The organism is Mesorhizobium sp. M1143 (assembly GCF_040318435.1).
Taxonomy (GTDB): Bacteria; Pseudomonadota; Alphaproteobacteria; order Rhizobiales; family Rhizobiaceae; genus Mesorhizobium.
Window position 1 is genome coordinate 1 of the sequence record NZ_JAMYMJ010000004.1, and the last position, 14,732, is coordinate 14,732.

13 protein-coding genes and 1 tRNA gene are annotated in these 14,732 nt (G+C 57.8%); 4 read left to right on the forward strand and 10 right to left on the reverse strand.

All coding sequences use genetic code 11. The features are described from left to right. Positions 1 to 358: 358 nt before the first annotated feature. A complete protein-coding gene (locus tag NKH35_RS04560; protein WP_352712796.1) occupies positions 359 to 556 on the forward strand; it encodes a hypothetical protein in 198 nt (65 codons plus the stop codon). Positions 557 to 1,085: 529 nt separating this feature from the next. Here NKH35_RS04560 and NKH35_RS04565 read toward each other — a convergent pair. The 5 genes from NKH35_RS04565 to NKH35_RS04580 all read right to left on the reverse strand — a co-directional run bounded on the left by NKH35_RS04565 (position 1,086) and on the right by NKH35_RS04580 (position 3,179). Next, the gene (locus NKH35_RS04565; RefSeq protein WP_352712799.1) at positions 1,086 to 1,379 is read right to left on the reverse strand and encodes a helix-turn-helix domain-containing protein; all 294 of its coding nucleotides are present in this window, start codon (positions 1,377 to 1,379) and stop codon (positions 1,086 to 1,088) included. Between the two features lie 54 nt (positions 1,380 to 1,433). Then, positions 1,434 to 1,613 (reverse strand): hypothetical protein, encoded by a 180-nt coding sequence (locus NKH35_RS04570; protein WP_023697507.1) that lies wholly within the window; start codon positions 1,611 to 1,613, stop codon positions 1,434 to 1,436. 159 nt (positions 1,614 to 1,772) lie between these two features. Next, a complete protein-coding gene (locus NKH35_RS04575; protein ID WP_023673385.1) occupies positions 1,773 to 1,976 on the reverse strand; it encodes a CsbD family protein in 204 nt (67 codons plus the stop codon). A gap of 505 nt (positions 1,977 to 2,481) precedes the next feature. Continuing rightward, positions 2,482 to 2,712, reverse strand: coding sequence for a DUF6894 family protein (locus tag NKH35_RS32000; RefSeq protein WP_488494727.1), 231 nt, complete (start codon positions 2,710 to 2,712; stop codon positions 2,482 to 2,484). 29 nt (positions 2,713 to 2,741) lie between these two features. Then, complete coding sequence (locus tag NKH35_RS04580) at positions 2,742 to 3,179, reverse strand: Ros/MucR family transcriptional regulator (protein WP_352712794.1); 438 nt, start codon at positions 3,177 to 3,179, stop codon at positions 2,742 to 2,744. A 594-nt stretch (positions 3,180 to 3,773) separates the two neighbouring features. On the opposite strand from NKH35_RS04580, the gene NKH35_RS04585 reads away from it, so the two are divergent. Together NKH35_RS04585 and NKH35_RS04590 are read left to right on the forward strand one after the other, a co-directional pair. After that, complete coding sequence (locus NKH35_RS04585; RefSeq protein WP_032996874.1) at positions 3,774 to 4,763, forward strand: acyltransferase family protein; 990 nt, start codon at positions 3,774 to 3,776, stop codon at positions 4,761 to 4,763. Next, positions 4,760 to 5,785 carry a class I SAM-dependent methyltransferase gene (locus NKH35_RS04590; RefSeq protein WP_352712792.1) on the forward strand — a complete coding sequence of 342 codons (1,026 nt, stop codon included), beginning with the start codon at positions 4,760 to 4,762 and terminating at the stop codon, positions 5,783 to 5,785. Before NKH35_RS04585 ends, NKH35_RS04590 begins: the two co-directional genes overlap by 4 nt. 231 nt (positions 5,786 to 6,016) lie before the next feature. On the opposite strand, the gene NKH35_RS04595 is transcribed toward NKH35_RS04590, so the two are convergent. From NKH35_RS04595 to NKH35_RS04605, 3 genes are all read right to left on the reverse strand, one after another. Beyond that, positions 6,017 to 7,744, reverse strand: coding sequence for an adenylate/guanylate cyclase domain-containing protein (locus NKH35_RS04595; protein ID WP_023734483.1), 1,728 nt, complete (start codon positions 7,742 to 7,744; stop codon positions 6,017 to 6,019). Between the two features lie 362 nt (positions 7,745 to 8,106). After that, positions 8,107 to 10,653 carry a glycosyltransferase gene (locus tag NKH35_RS04600; RefSeq protein ID WP_023734482.1) on the reverse strand — a complete coding sequence of 849 codons (2,547 nt, stop codon included), beginning with the start codon at positions 10,651 to 10,653 and terminating at the stop codon, positions 8,107 to 8,109. Further along, on the reverse strand, positions 10,623 to 11,261 hold the full coding sequence (locus NKH35_RS04605; protein ID WP_352913741.1) for a methyltransferase: 639 nt from the start codon (positions 11,259 to 11,261) through the stop codon (positions 10,623 to 10,625). The genes NKH35_RS04600 and NKH35_RS04605 overlap by 31 nt, the downstream gene beginning before the upstream one ends. 498 nt (positions 11,262 to 11,759) lie before the next feature. On the opposite strand from NKH35_RS04605, the gene NKH35_RS04610 reads away from it, so the two are divergent. Further along, entirely contained in the window at positions 11,760 to 12,914 is a 1,155-nt protein-coding gene (locus NKH35_RS04610) for a class I SAM-dependent methyltransferase (RefSeq protein ID WP_352913744.1), read from the forward strand. A gap of 19 nt (positions 12,915 to 12,933) precedes the next feature. On the opposite strand, the gene NKH35_RS04615 is transcribed toward NKH35_RS04610, so the two are convergent. Together NKH35_RS04615 and NKH35_RS04620 are read right to left on the reverse strand one after the other, a co-directional pair. Continuing rightward, positions 12,934 to 13,008 (reverse strand) — tRNA-Glu (locus NKH35_RS04615). A gap of 323 nt (positions 13,009 to 13,331) precedes the next feature. Further along, entirely contained in the window at positions 13,332 to 14,453 is a 1,122-nt protein-coding gene (locus NKH35_RS04620; RefSeq protein WP_245260877.1) for a YcbK family protein, read from the reverse strand. Positions 14,454 to 14,732 lie beyond the last annotated feature (279 nt).

The following is a 14,732-nucleotide window of genomic DNA, read 5'->3' on the forward strand; positions in this document are numbered from 1 at the left end:
CGATGCGTGTGACAGGGCCGATCAATTCCATATGCTGGCCAATCACAGTCTTCCAAGTCGAATCGACAACAGAATGCGGGAAGTCGTAGGAGGGGGTCGTCACGCTCATGCGATCGGGCGTCACCCGGCCGCGCACAATCGCCGTGACTGCGACCTCGTCGCCAACTTTGATACTTCCCCGAGCGATGCCCAAGACTTTGGAGCAGCCGGCGCCGGCGTCAAGATGAGGGGGAGCTAATAAAACCCCTCCGCGCCGCGATGCAACATCCAGCGCTAATGCGGATTCCAGCTTGAAAGATCGATTCCCCAGGTCTTATAAATCCATTAATTGTCCCGTTTGGCGGTGGAGGCAATTGCGATGGGCGGCACAGTTCAAAACACCGAAACTCAGACAGTGGTTGAGGTGGTCGAAGCCTGCGGAGAATGGTTCGTCCGCGTGGTAGAGAAGGGGAAGGAAGACAGCCGATCATTCGAGCTTGAATCCTATGCCCTGGCCTTTGCGGAAGGCCAACGGAATCCGTCTGAATCTCGACAAGTTCGTGCGGATTTAACTTAACCGGTCGCGCGGCTTTGCCGGTCCTGTGCCATTCCACTGGCTGAACTGCGCGTTCTGGCCGGTGATACGAGCGTTTGAGCTGCGGCCGAGTATGGTGAGAGGCCACGGCGACGGATCGAGGGGCAAGGAACAGCTTGCCTGCCCCCGTCAACATTTGGACTTAGGTCTGATTCCTTCGCGTAAATGGCCGAGCCGCGAAACATTTCTCCTTCCACTTTGTTGCAGTGGCCGTGCCACTGAGGAGAACATGCACAGTGCCTCTATCAAATGAACTGCGCGACGTAGCTATAGAATTCCAATGCCCGTCCTGTTCGTGCCCAATGGTGAGAAGAGGATCCTGGCTCAAAACGATTGCCGGTTTCAAATGCGATAGCAGCAGGTCCAAAGTGCGGCTCGGCTACGAAGAGAAGCTGGCCATATTCGAGCGGCACCTTAGAAAGGTGAGCGCCGGAACAAAGTCAGTGAACAACCGCCCTTGTCAGCGGCCGCTTTAGAGATCGGGTTGCGGAGTGTACCCGGGCTTTTCCCCTTATGCTTTTTTCTCCCGGCGGCGCCACTGTCTATTATCAGCGGCTAGGCCGCTATCACCTTCTGAGCGGGCTAGCGATGGAGTGCCTTCGACGGTGAAGACGATTCCGGCATCCTCAAACGCTTTGCGGATGGCGGCGAGGTTGTGGGGACGCGGTCTCCTGAATTCGTTCTCAAGATCGCTGATCACCATTTCGCTAAGATTGGCCTTTGCGGCAAGTCGCACACGCGACCAGTTCAGTAGGGCTCGTGCTGCTTTAGATTGATCTGCTGAGAGTACGGTTCGGCTGTCCATAAACAGTCGAACATTCAATATCGCTAAAATGTTCCTCTTGACCTTCTGCGATTTCTAACGGCGTGAGGCCGGCCTCTCGGGTAACGCGGCAGGGTTTTCCAATAACTTTGCGGAACGCTGATCGTCACGCCGCAACGTCTTCTTTTTCGGCTTGGTCTTCTCAACCAGATCTGGCCTTTTCGCTATCAGGTAGTCAGCCTTGTTCGTTCGATAGTCTTCTTTGTGGATGGACATTGCTACGACCTCCATTGTGGAGATCAACGCGGCTGGAAGCCGACACGTTCCCAAAAATCGCTTGTTCAAGGCCGAGCCGAACGGCACACGGATGCCATAACGCGAAAAGGGCGCGGTTCGTGACGCGCCCTTTATTTGAAAAGGTTCAACTGTGGTATCCTACGAGTCTTGCCGACCATACCAGTCGTCGACGTCTCGCCGCACGCGATCCTTCTCAATGCCGTAGCGTTCCTGGATCGTACCTTCGAGCTGATCGCGGTTGCCGGCTATGCGGTCGAGATCATCATCAGTGAGCTTGCCCCATTGCTCCTTGACCTTACCTTTGAATTGCTTCCAATTTCCTTCGACACGGTTCCAGTCCATGATGGCGATCTCCTTTCGTTGTCCTTTCGAATAACGGTCGTATGGCCGTCAGGTTCCGCTGTAGGGGAGCGCGCTTGCTGGTGATCTAGCAATGGAACCTGATGCCCGTCGACCGCTTGAGTGCGCCGGCCTTTTCAGTTTTGGAACACAGCGGGCCTTTCGCCGTTGGGTGCAATGGAACAGCTTCGCAGCCAGATGCAGGTATTCGCCGATCCGGGCCTGTGGGTCGCCTTGGCGGCACTGCTGATCCCTTATGGGATCGGTGTCGCACTGCTTCTGCGGGTAGCCGGTTGATGGACTTGCCAGCTCTCGCGTCAAGATGAGCGGATTCCAATAGAAGGCGCCTTAACCTGGCGGCTGGGGGTCTTCGCGTTCGGCCATCTGTTCCAAGAGCTTCCGTGACGCAGCTAGGACGCGGCGTGTCTCGTCGATGGTCGTACGTAGGGAGTTGAGTTCGCCAACCGCCCGGCGTTGGTTCCGGCGAGCGCTTTCGAGGTATGAATCGTCAGGCTTCCAACGGTCTGTCATCGGAATGTGCAGCCCGCGTCACCTCACACGTGACTTTCACCTCAAACAGCGAAATGCTGGTGCCGTCATGAACTTGGAAGGCGACTTGGCGGAATGTGCCGCCCATCTGTTCTTTTGCGATTTCAAACAGTGCCCTTGCCGCCTCATCTTCAGCGGCGGCCGAGTTTGCAAGCTCGGTGCCTTCGGTATCCGGGTTTCGATAGCTGATTCTTGACGTTGCGTCATGTGGGGTTCGGACTACGCCTTCTTCGCCCGTTTCGCCGGCGCCTTAACCTCAGCCTTCCGACCTAGACCAGACGCCTTCGCAAGGGCCGATCGCTTCGCGGCGTAGTTCGGCGCGACCATGGGGTAATCGTGAGACAAGCCCCACTTCTCACGGTATTCGTCGGGTGTCATGCCAAGCAGGCCAAGGTGACGTTTCATAGACTGGAATTTCCGGCCGTCTTCCAGGCTGATGATGTAATCCGGGAACACAGACTTTTTTGGATTTGCCGCAGGCACAGGCTCTTTTGCAGCCGGTGCGATCTGGCTGCTCAAACCTGACAATGAAGCGTGCACAGATGCAATCAGGTAGGGCAAGTTGGCAACCGGTAGTGGGTTATTGGCTACGTATGCGGAAACGACGTCCGCTGTAAGTTCCGCCAGTTCGACAACTTGGTTGTCTTCGTCGGTCATGTGTTGGTCCCTTGTCTTTGAGACCTCTCTAATGAACCAACCCTACGTGCGCAAGCCTGCGGTGAAGTTGCCACACGTCCACGCGTAGTCGCCGTATGTCATGCCGATATTCACCTGCCTACAGGTATCGCTCGCCGTTGTCGCGGTGCGTCAGGCAGAACCAGTGCGAAGGCTGACGCGGCTTAGCAAAGCCAAACCCAGCATCCTTGCCGCAACCGGGGTGCTCGCACGCATGATTGTCGACGCGTCGTCGATCGCGCGGGGGCGCTGTAATGCCTTCGGCAAGCCGTGATGGTTCGTCGCTCATGTTGAAAGGATTCCACAAATCGGCTTGACGATCAAGAACCTTGTTCTCTATACGTTCTTATGCCGAGCCTTAAGACACACACACACCGATCGTGGTGGAAGTCCCGGTTTACGTCACGCCTCCGATCCTCTCGAACGGAAGTTGCGGTGGATGCGGCTAGCCAAAAGCCGGTGACCCGGCTTACCTAGTCAGCTTCTGTGTGACCTTTTTGCCGGCCTAACCTGAAATCAGCGAAGTAATCCCTATACCCTGTGGCATGTTACCGCCATTCAGGGCACGTAACACGCATGGGAAGGCTAGAAAATCTTGACGGTCTGCGCGGCTTTGCTGCGCTGTTGGTGGTCGCCGGCCACGTGTGCAATGTGCTCGGCTTCCTTCCTGGAGTCTTCGGCGACGGTGGTGCGCAGGTCGGGGTTCAACTTTTCTTCTGCCTTTCCGGTTTTCTTATGGGAATGCTGTACCTGAACTTGCCGTTCAGCGGGGCGGAAGTGGCTGGCTTTTACAGACGTCGGATCGCTCGGGTGTTTCCGATGTATCTCGCGGTAGTTTTGGCTTCGTTCGTCATAATGAACTTCACGGGAACCCCTGTTCTTTATGCCGTCGACCACTCCAACCTGGCAGCCCACCTGACCTTCTTTCAGGCGACGAGCGTCTTGTGGACGGTCCCGATCGAGGTTCAATTCTACGCTCTTTTCGGCCTCATCTGGCTGATGTTCTCGATCAACAGGCTAGCATCGATCCTAATGCTGCTAACGGCGATCCCCCTGCTGGTGATAATGTCCGATACCTTCGGCGGGCGGCTCTTTTTCGTCTCGTACTTTATGGTCGGGCTTGGCGTTTCGCTGCTGCCGCGCACGTCATCAAACGCCAGCTTTGCCGTAGCCGTCGCCCTATTTTTTGCCGCAATGCCAGCAGTGTCGAAACGACTCGGCATAGACTTTTTCGATTTCTGGAAATCCCCTCTGAATTTCGCTGCAGTCGCCCTTCTCGTACAAACCGCAATCTCGGCCCCCTTGGCAACCAGGACGCTTGGCAGCCGCCCCGCGCGTTACTTAGGCGAAATATCCTATTCGATCTATCTGCTGCACTGGCCTGTCATGGCGCAGTTGTCACGCTGGATCAGCTACGCGGAACATCCTGCCCTCTACACTTCATTGGTCCTCGCCGGTACGCTCGTGGCAGCTACATTGACCTACTACGGCATCGAAAAGCCGGCGCGACGGTTGATCATGACGAGAACAGAACGCCACACCAATCAGGTTGTGGCGATAACATGATGAGATTTGATGAGCTTCTGCGGAATCTCGACAAGAGCACTATGGTCGGCGTCGAGATCGGCCCTTTCTATAGTCCCGTTGCGCCGAAGGCCCACGGCTGGAAAACAACGGTAATCGATTTTCAGGATGGGGAAGCGTTGCGCGCAGCGGCCCGCAATCACAAAGTCGAAGCCATACGCAAGCGAGCCGATCAAATTGAAGATGTCGACATCGTCTGGTCAGGCGAGCCGCTAGATACATTAGCACTCTCTAGAAAGCCGGGCGGCTACGACTTTTTCATTGCCAGCCACGTCATTGAACACACGCCCGATTTGGTCAGCTTCTTGCAACAGGTATCACGCCTTCTGCGGCCAGGGGGCATTGTCTCTCTCGCCGTACCTGACATGCGCAAGTGCTTCGATGTCCTGAAGCCGGCGACCGGCATCCGCGAAGTGCTGACGGCCTACCGAGAGAAGCGGACCCGCCACACACCGGAAACTCTCTTTGAGGCCCGCGCCTGCTCCGTTAACAGAAACGGCGTGGGCTCTTGGCTTGCAGGGTCGAAGGCGCCGCTGAGCTTTACCGGGAATTTTGACCATGCGTGGGGATGTTATCAGGCCGACATCGCCAATCTCGATGGCCCCTATGTCGATGCTCACGCCTGGTTCTTCACTCCGGCTTCATTCGAATTGCTGGTCCTTGAACTGCGCCAAATGGGCCTGATCAGCCTAGCTATTACAAGTCTCGAGGAAAGCCACGGATCCGAGTTCATCGTCCAGCTTAAGGTCGCGCCGGTTGCGAAGATGTCATCGGCTGATTTCGATGCCAAGCGGTTGGAACTGTCGCAACGGCAGATCGCGGAGTTGGCTCAAGAACTGTTTGGCAGCGGGAATCCGCCTATGCCGGCGAGGACCATCTATATCGAGGTACCCGTCCATATCGAGGTACCCGTGCATCCACCGATCCTGTCAACAAAAGCTGTGGCGCTGCTTCTGGCAAGCCGCGTCAAGCGAAAGGCCCTGTCGTTGGTTGGAATGGCCTAGTTGATGAGGCCGTGGGTGCGCAGAGCGTCCTCAATCGACCCTCGCGGCCGACTTCGGTCAGATAGACCTGAATCGTGGTACCGGTGTTGACGGCCTTCAGTGCCGTCCGCGTCGCCACAAACGTCACGCCGACGGGACCGGTAGCTCCTGTCGGTCCTGTGGGGCCGGTTGCGCCCGTCAAGGCTTGCGGGGCGGTCGGCAATCCAGCGCGCGAGCGCTAATCTGGCATCGCTACTCGGGCAGCCCAGCCAGCCGAAGGCTCTCTACGATGAAGTCGCGATCCTGCTGATTTCTATATGGGTCGATTTCGACATACCGGCTGATCGTTATATCGGGCATTGCCGATATGAGCTTCTCAACCTCCGCCTTCGCCTCACCCAGGTGACCGAGGCGCGCATGGCACATCGCTAGGTCGCCATGAATGTACCAAAATGGATGGATCTGCCGAGAAAATGCCAAGATCGCTTCTTGATATCGTCGCAGCATTAGTAGAGCCATGCCCTTGATTTCCCAATGCCATGTAGCCGGAATTGGATCGCGCTGAAGCAACTCATCCATCGTCTTGAGCGCTATGGCGAAGTCACCGTTTCGCAAGAGCAACTCTGCCTGATACGCGACGGCGACAGAATTGGCCGGATTTAGGCTGATGGCCCGTTCCAGATGAGACGCTGCCAACTCGTATTGCCCTTTGAGAATCAGGGCCATTCCGAGTAGCGCATGCCCTATGGAATCACCTTCATCCAAAGCGATGGCGGTTCGAGAGGCCGCCGCCATTTCGTCGAGCGTATTCGCTTGCGCGTTTTCGAGGTACTGCACGTAGAACGTCGCGGCTCGCATAGCATAAGCAACGGCGTATTCAGCATCTAGCTGGAGAGCCCTCTCTACAAATGGCATTGCTCGTGCAGCATCATGCAGGGCAACATACTTTTTTGCCAATTGAACGCATTCATAGGCCGCCAGGCTCGGGAGATTCCGCTTGCTCGCATCATTGGCAATGGCCAATTGAAGGCGCGATTCGAGCGTGACAACGATGGTTCGGACAACTTCGTCTTGGACGACGAAGATATCTTCAACTTCGCGATCATAGCGTTCGGCCCAAAGTTCCTGACCAGTAGTGCTGTGGATAAGTTGTGCCGCCACGCGGACCCGTTTGCCGATGCGCCTCACGCCGCCAGCTACGATATATTCGACATTCAGTGCCTTTCCGATCTCCTGAGTACCAACGTCCTTACCCTTGAACGAGAACGATGAATTCCGGGCAATCACGAACAGGTTTCTGAAGCGCGAAAGTTCGGTCAGAATGTCTTCCGCGATGCCTTCAGCAAAATAATCCTGCTCCGGATCTCCTCCCATGTTGGAGAAAGGCAGCACGGCTATGCTGCCTTTGGTCCGCGTTTCCGAAGCGCGCGCGCTGGCGGCGCCCTTGGGCAACGTGCTGTCCAAAAGGACATTGTAGACCTGTATCGGTTGCTCGATATTCTTAAGGCTGTGCTCGCCGGTATCTTCGAATGCCAATTCGAGCTTGTTGCCGACATTTTCCCGAACAGAAGCGGACACCGACACGCCACCGGGCTTGGCGATAGCCTCGATCCGCGCGGCGATGTTCACGCCGTCACCGAAAATGTCATCGCCCTCTACTATGACGTCGCCAAGATTAATGCCGATGCGAAATTGAATTGAGGGAGTGGAGACGAGATTTCGCTCAACCATCGCTCGCTGGATCGCCGCTGCGCATTCGACCGCACCCACTACACTTGGAAATTCGACCAGCGCTCCGTCGCCCATCATCTTTACAATGCGGCCGTGACGCGCGGTGACAGCGGGGTTGAAAGTTTCTCGCCAAACCTCCCGCAGCGCCGCCACTGTTCCGGCCTCGTCGGTTCCGATCATGCTGGAGTACCCGACAACGTCGGCTGCTAGAATGGCCGAAAGCCGGCGGGTCGTCTGCTGTTCCACCATACCGGTCCCACAGTCGATGGGCTGAGGAATGCTAGACTGTACGAGCTATTCTTAGTGTCCGGAAGGGGGGTGCAAAGCCCTAGCGCGAATAGGCCGAGGCGCCTGACAGCCAAGCAATACCCCTTCTCAATAAGGCGACCGACGTCAGCAACAGGAAGCTGATGGCCGAACTCCCAACCCCTTGGTTCAGTAGCGCGACGTTGAGCCTTCTCAGTTGGTGCGAAATGCACAGTCGCCACTATCGAAGTGGCCATTCGGTTACTCCTCCGGAAATGGGTGCTGGAGATTGGCAGTCCTGAGACCCGATAACGCATAAAATCTTGGCCATTTGTTCTTGCCGCCACACCCCGCCAATTATTTTCTTAAACATCACGGTGGCGGTGAGGCGTCCACCCGCCCCATTTACTTTCAAACTGGGCTTGATTGCGCTGCCAGAGCTCGGCGTATTCCGCCTGTGGGAGCTTGGTGAAGCTTGCCCCACCAATATGGTGAACGAAGGCGTCTTCGGCACAGATTGTGCGCAAGCCCTTTTCATGAATGCGGCGTGAATAATCGTCGTCCTCGAATAGCCCCAGCCCGAATGCCTCGTCGAGTGGTCCCACAGCCTCCATCGTGTCACGACGCATCGCGACGCAGAACATCGCTAACATTGGAATGTCGAAGGATTGACCGGCGTGACGAGCCGCATTCTTATCTGCAAACGCCTCCATGCCTTCCGTGTCTACATAATCCACCGAGATTTTCGCTTCGTTGCCGATCTCGTTGGTGACAGGACCGACAAGGCCGACAGATGGATTTTCCAGGTGACGAATGAGGGGGTCGAGCCATCCCTTCGGCACGAGGGTGTCGTTATTCAGAAGAACGAGTACGTCGCCAGTCGCTATACGTAGGCCTTGATTGTTTGCGGCAGCGAACCCGCGGTTATCCCGATTGAGCTCGATCCTGACGGGCAGCTCCAAGCCGGATAGTTGTCGTAGGTAAGACTGCGTTCCGTCTTCCGATGCGTTGTCGACCACGATGATCTCGTAATTCGGGTAAGTGGTATTCCGGATCAGGCTGTCGATGCAGGCCTTAGTGAGATCGATGTTGTTGTACGCAACAACAATGATTGACACCACTGGAAAGCCGTGACGGAGGGCCGTGAGCGTGGCGTCCACCCGCTCGGACCAGTCATTAGCTTTCGCCAGTTCCCGTCGGCGGCGGGACAGTGCCTGGTCACTATCGGCAAGCGCTGCTTCTATGGCCTGCACTGTCTCATCAGGAGTGGCCGCGAATGAGAGATAGTCCTTGTAGACTTGGAGTTCAGCAGTCGGCGTCGCGATTACAGGCTTTCCGGCGCTCATGTATTCATAGAACTTCACCGGGTCGACCGCATGCGTGACGTTGTAAACCCGGAACGGAATCAAACATGCGTCGAACCAGTAGAGGTATTGAGGCATCTCACTATAGGGACGCAGTCCAAGCAGATGCACATTTGGAAGGCTGTCGAGGCCGGCCAGGTCAGTGGAGAAATCATCGCCGATCAAAACGAAGGACCAATCGGGACGCTGGCGGGCCACGGCAGCGATTAGCTCGAAATCGAGCCATTCGGCGAGCGCACCATAGTAGCCGATGATCGGAGCCTTCATGCTTGCCAAGAGATCATTCGGAACGCACCGCTCTTGGAAGAACGCGTAGTCCACCCCATTGCGAACGACGGCGCAACGGCGCGCCTTGGCTTGCCACTTATCCTGTAGCAGGGCGGCTGTGACGGTCACGAGGTCGGCTTCACGAACCAGCGTCTCCTCGTCATGGAGGAGGTCGCGGCCGATGTTCGGGAAATTGTCCCACTCGTCCATGCAATCGTACTGCACGTGCCACCCGCGGGACGTCCGCAACGCAAGTGCTAGCGGCGTCCAGTATGTGAGGTGGACGACGGTGACCGCAGTTTTAATCCTGAGATCGCGCGCGAGCGCCGACATCGCTTCCCCGAAGGCTGTCTGATTCCCACGGCTCATAGATTTGCTGTAGAAATCCTGCACTCCGTCGGCTCGCAATGAGACCTCGAAGACGCCGTTCGCAACCTCCATGAGGTCGTAATCCCGGCCCGATGGAGGCGTGCGCGAGGGTACGATATAGAACACGCGGTAGCCGCGGGCAGCGAGGTTCGACATTAGCTGCTGAGGACGCTGGTAACGCGCTGACCAAGCGATGTTGGCGAAGCATACTATGTCTAGGAGACCGGCGTGCTCCGCTCCTGGCGCGGGCGCGCCCGGTGTCCCGGCCCTGGCAACACTTGGAGCCATGACGGCCCGCGGTTGACCACCGGCGCGATTTACGAGCGTCAGGAGTGGCGAGGAATTCGCCCGGGATAATATCCTGAAACGTAGACGACGCGGAAGGAGGACCTTTCCGATGCCCCGGAGCCAGGGCCATCTACGCCGGATCAGGATGATCAGGTCAGCCAGGAGAATGCGGAAGCTGGTACGTCGCCGCTCGTACTCGCCGGCTAGGACTTGTATCTCGCCCTGCAGCCAGGCGATACCATCATCGCGCGCCTGGAGGAGAGTTCGCAGTGTCGCGATCTCCTCGTCTTTGGCGGAATTGCTCCACTCCTGGCCTTGTGTTGCATTGGCAAGGAACTCGCTAATCTCCTTTACGGGTTTGCGACCGACCCGAAACTCCTCAGCTAGCGCCCGGATCTGCCGCGAGTGATCAAGGGCAGCCAGGTTGGCGGCTGCGAGAAGCTCGGCGACTTTGACCCGTTCGACATTGGTGGCATGACGTTCAGCCGATAGTGAGTCGCTGAGCCGCGCCACCTCATCAGCCAAGGCCGTGCGGATACGCTCGGTCTCAAGGCTTCGTGTGTTCGCCGCCCCGACTTCCTCCGACAGTTCAACTATTCGACGCTTGGTCGCCGAATGAACCACTTCGGCTTCCGCGTGTTCGATCCTGACGTCGCTGAGTTCCCTGGCCAGCCTGGCGACCTCGACGTTCCAACGCGCGCGTTCGTCGATGAAGCTCCTGGCCCGCGCCTCGTCCTCAGTTCGATCTGCCTACGCGCGATCGGGGCGGACGGACAATGCTCGAACGTGAGGTCACTGAGGCGAAATTCACGCTCGGCGATACGTTGTGTTCGGGCATAAACGAGAAGGATTTGCTCGCCTGCCCAATACGTCGGCTCCATCGCTCGAGCGTCGACAACTTTCGAGGTAGCCAGCACTAGTTCCCCGCCTGCAAGCGTTGCCGGGATGTTCGAGGGATCGAACGTACTTTTGTGCTCGTCTAACCTCAAATACTCTCGGAAGGGGACGAGGATCACAAGAGCTTCGGTTGCCATTTCCCCGAGACGCTCGAGGACGGCCACGGGATCGTCGAAGTGCTCAAGGGTGTTGGAGGAGACAACCACATCGAAACGCTCATTGAACAGTTCGCGAAAAAGGTCGACCCGCAAAAAATGCGGCTTGCTAAATGTCGCGCGCGCCGAGGCAATCGCGGGTTCGGCGAAATCGATCCCTGTGACCGGGCCTGGGAACACTTGAGCCAGGAGGTCCGTACCGTCGCCCAGAGCGCCCCCCAATCGCAGATCGTCCAGCGCTCATCACGCAGCGAACGGGTCAGCCATTCCGGCAGATGATCGAGAATGATCCGGCCAAAGAAAACCGACTGCTCCCGACCTCGATTGACAACCCAGTCGGTTTCGAAGCGGCGCGACCAATAGGTCTCACTATTCATGGGAGCGTGTGGCTTCTGTCCTGCCTCTTTACGCGACGACATCAGAGCTCCTGATCCCACGCTGGCGGCGCCAGTGTTCCCCAATGAGGGAGATACGCTAAGATACCGGTTGAACGCAATTGCCGGTGGAAGCAGGCTACGCCGAAATTCAGGATGACAGGATGGAGAAAGCTTAGCATGCCGATAGAAGGCGCTATGACTAACGACGACAAAGCGCGCGTCGCGGAGCGCTGGTCTGATATAAGCAGCGGATCTGACGAGTTCTCGGCGAATGTCCTACTGGCTTGCTGTCCCAGCCGTCATGGCGCGTCACCAGCGTCGCGCTTGCGCCGGCGGGAATTATGGGTCGTGGGTAGAGTATTGCCTTGGGTCATTCGCCCCGCAAGGTCACGAGCTTCGCATGCTTAGCATCGGCTGCGGTTACGGCGACCTTGAGCGGCACTTCATGCGAATTGACGCCAGTATAATGTGCGATGCGTTCGATATCGCGCCAGCGGCAATCCAGGGTGCAATATTGGCAGCACGTCAAGAAGGGTTCACCGGCATCCAATATCGCTGCGCAGACATCGAAACGGCGGGCCTAGAGCAGGGAGTGTATGATGCCGCTTGGTTCAACGGATCGCTTCACCATATCCAAGCGCTTGAGCGCGTGCTCGAACGTGTCCACAATAGCCTCAAGCCGGGTGGTCTGCTGTTCGTCAACGAGTATGTCGGAGCGAACCATTTCGGCTTTCCGCCTGCCCAACGGGAGGCGATCTCACATGCGTTCCATTTGATCCCGCACCAATATCGACGGAGTTTTATCCCTGCGAACCTTGGTCAAGTGGCGACTCAAGCACCCATACCGGATCCAGCCGAGGTTCGGCGTGTCGATCCGTCGGAAGCTATTCGGTCGCAGGACATCGTTTCCGCTATCGCAGACAATTTCGACATCATCGCAATTAATGCGTGTGGCGGGACAATTATGCAGTTTCTGCTTAGTGGCATCGCCGGAAACTTCCGCGAAGACGATGCGTCCTCCATGCTGGTTCTCGACATAGGGCGATCTTGCCTAGAAAGACTAGGAGTTCGAGACAGAACAGGTTGCGAACACACTGCTACGGTTTTTGCAACGCAACGCTACGGTATGCACCGGGACAGCGTAGCAGGAACGTATTTGGGAGCGGCTCAACGCCGTTACAGACAAGGATTTCGCAGTACCAAAAGGGAAGGGCAGGGACGGCCGCAACCGAATTTCAAGACCGGTGCCCAATACCGATGTTCACGGGAGTTGGAAGCAGACCGTCCGACAACAGTAGCCTCGCGCGAGCCGACCACCGGGAGCGACCAAGAAATCCCATCAGCTCGGCTCCCCACCACGGCAGTTTTCGGCAAAACGGACGGAATCAACACCCAGCATCCGCCAATGTTCGCAGGCGTATATTCGACGCACATTCGACGTAAGGAAAAAAGGTAGGCTAAGTGCCTGAAAGATCTGGTACGCCCAAGGGGAATCGAACCCCTGTTACCGCCGTGAAAGGGCGGTGTCCTAACCGCTAGACGATGGGCGCGCTCAGACGAAGCGGCTTATAATTGCGTTGTTGCCAACCGGCAACCCATCAGCCGCCAGATGCGGAAACTTTTTTCAAGAGGGGCAAGAAAAGCCAGTTTGGTGAGCCAGCGCAGGTTTCTGGCCTCGCGTCGTTGCACATCTTTGGATGAACGCGCCGCGCAGTCGTCATCCTATGGTCTGCGCTGCGTCGCTGCGCGCCTTGCTTCGCCATAGGATGACGAAGTCGCGGGTGCCTCGGCTAATCTCGAACGTCGCTGATAGCTAATCGGAAAAAACGGCGGGCTGCTAACAGCCCCTCGGCCCGTTTGCCGAATGGGGATGCTACCCCCGCCGGCGGCAGCGCCAATTCCAGTCGCGCTCGGGGCCGACGTCGACGTGAACGGATTCGGTATGGCAGTAGGTGCCGACGCCGCCGCGGCCGGGCATGGTTCGGATGTAGCTCGCCAGTTCCCATTTGGAGACGCCGGGAACCTGGATGTCGGCGGCGGCGCAATACATGTGCAGCGAATTCTTGGCGCCGTTGGCGCGGCGGTTGCGGGCCGGGTCGCGGTAGCCTGATGTGACCATCATCTTGCGGCCGTAATGGCCTTCGATGGTCTTCAGCACCCGCACCAGCGACGGCTTCAGGCAGGCGACGTCGACGCTCTCGTTTTGCTTCAACAGGCCGTTGGGCGCCAACCGGGCGAGGCCGGCGGCGGAAGCCACCTGATAGGCGCCGCCCGAACCCTCGTCCTCGTTCAGGTCGACGTCGCTTTCATCGTCGAGGCCGGATTTGCGCTTGATCTCGAACAGCGCCGTCTGGCGCACGCCGGGCAGCGCATCGCTGCCGGTGATGTGGTTGCTCTCGTTGCCAAGCGAGGCAAGCTGCAAGGGCTTGTCGGCCGAACTGGCTGAGGCCAACGTGATGATCGGCTTTGCCGGGGCGGCCTTCTGGGCAGCAACCGCAGGCTGTTCGCCCGAGCGCGAGTTGACCAGCGGAGCAGGTGCCGCCGAGGTTGGCGTGGTGCTGAACAGTGAGGCCAGGAAGCCCTTCTTCGGCGTGTCGATCTGCTGGGGCGCGGCGGTCACGTAGACCTCGTTGGTCGCGGGTGCCGCTGCCGTCGCTTTCGGTGCGGTCACGCCGGCATCGGCGGCGGCGATCTTCTGCGCCACGGCGTCCGTTGCGGCCGCGGTCTGTGCTGACTGCTGCAGCGACTGCGGCGTCTGGCCGACAATGGTTTCGGAGCCGGCGGGAACATTGACCGGGAAGCCGGTGCCGGGCTTGGCCACCGGCACATAGGCGACCTGCTCGGGCAGTGTCGCATCGCCCGCTGCCGTCATCATCATCTGCGGCCCGGTGGATGTGACCTGCACGGTCGAATCGCCCGGCGCCGCAGGGCTGGCGCCGGAAGCCGCGGCGATGTCAGAAGCGGTCGCGTTGTAGCCAGGCATGCCGACGGACATTGTGGGGTCGCCAGCGGAGGTGCAGGACGCCAGAAGCACGGAGAAAAGCGCTGCCGCTATAGTGCGACCTTCTCTCCCCGCGAGACGCGATCCTACTGATTTCAAAACTAAATTCCCCCTCGGTGTCCGGTCGGCCTGCTATTGGTGCGGCGTGGAAACGTTCACATCCAATAACCTTGTGTTCCCAAACCGGAAACGAGACTTGTGTCAATTCTGCAAGCCTCTGAATTATTTGCTCGTTGGAGGCCAATTGAGGCTTCTTGAAGGTTGACGACACCA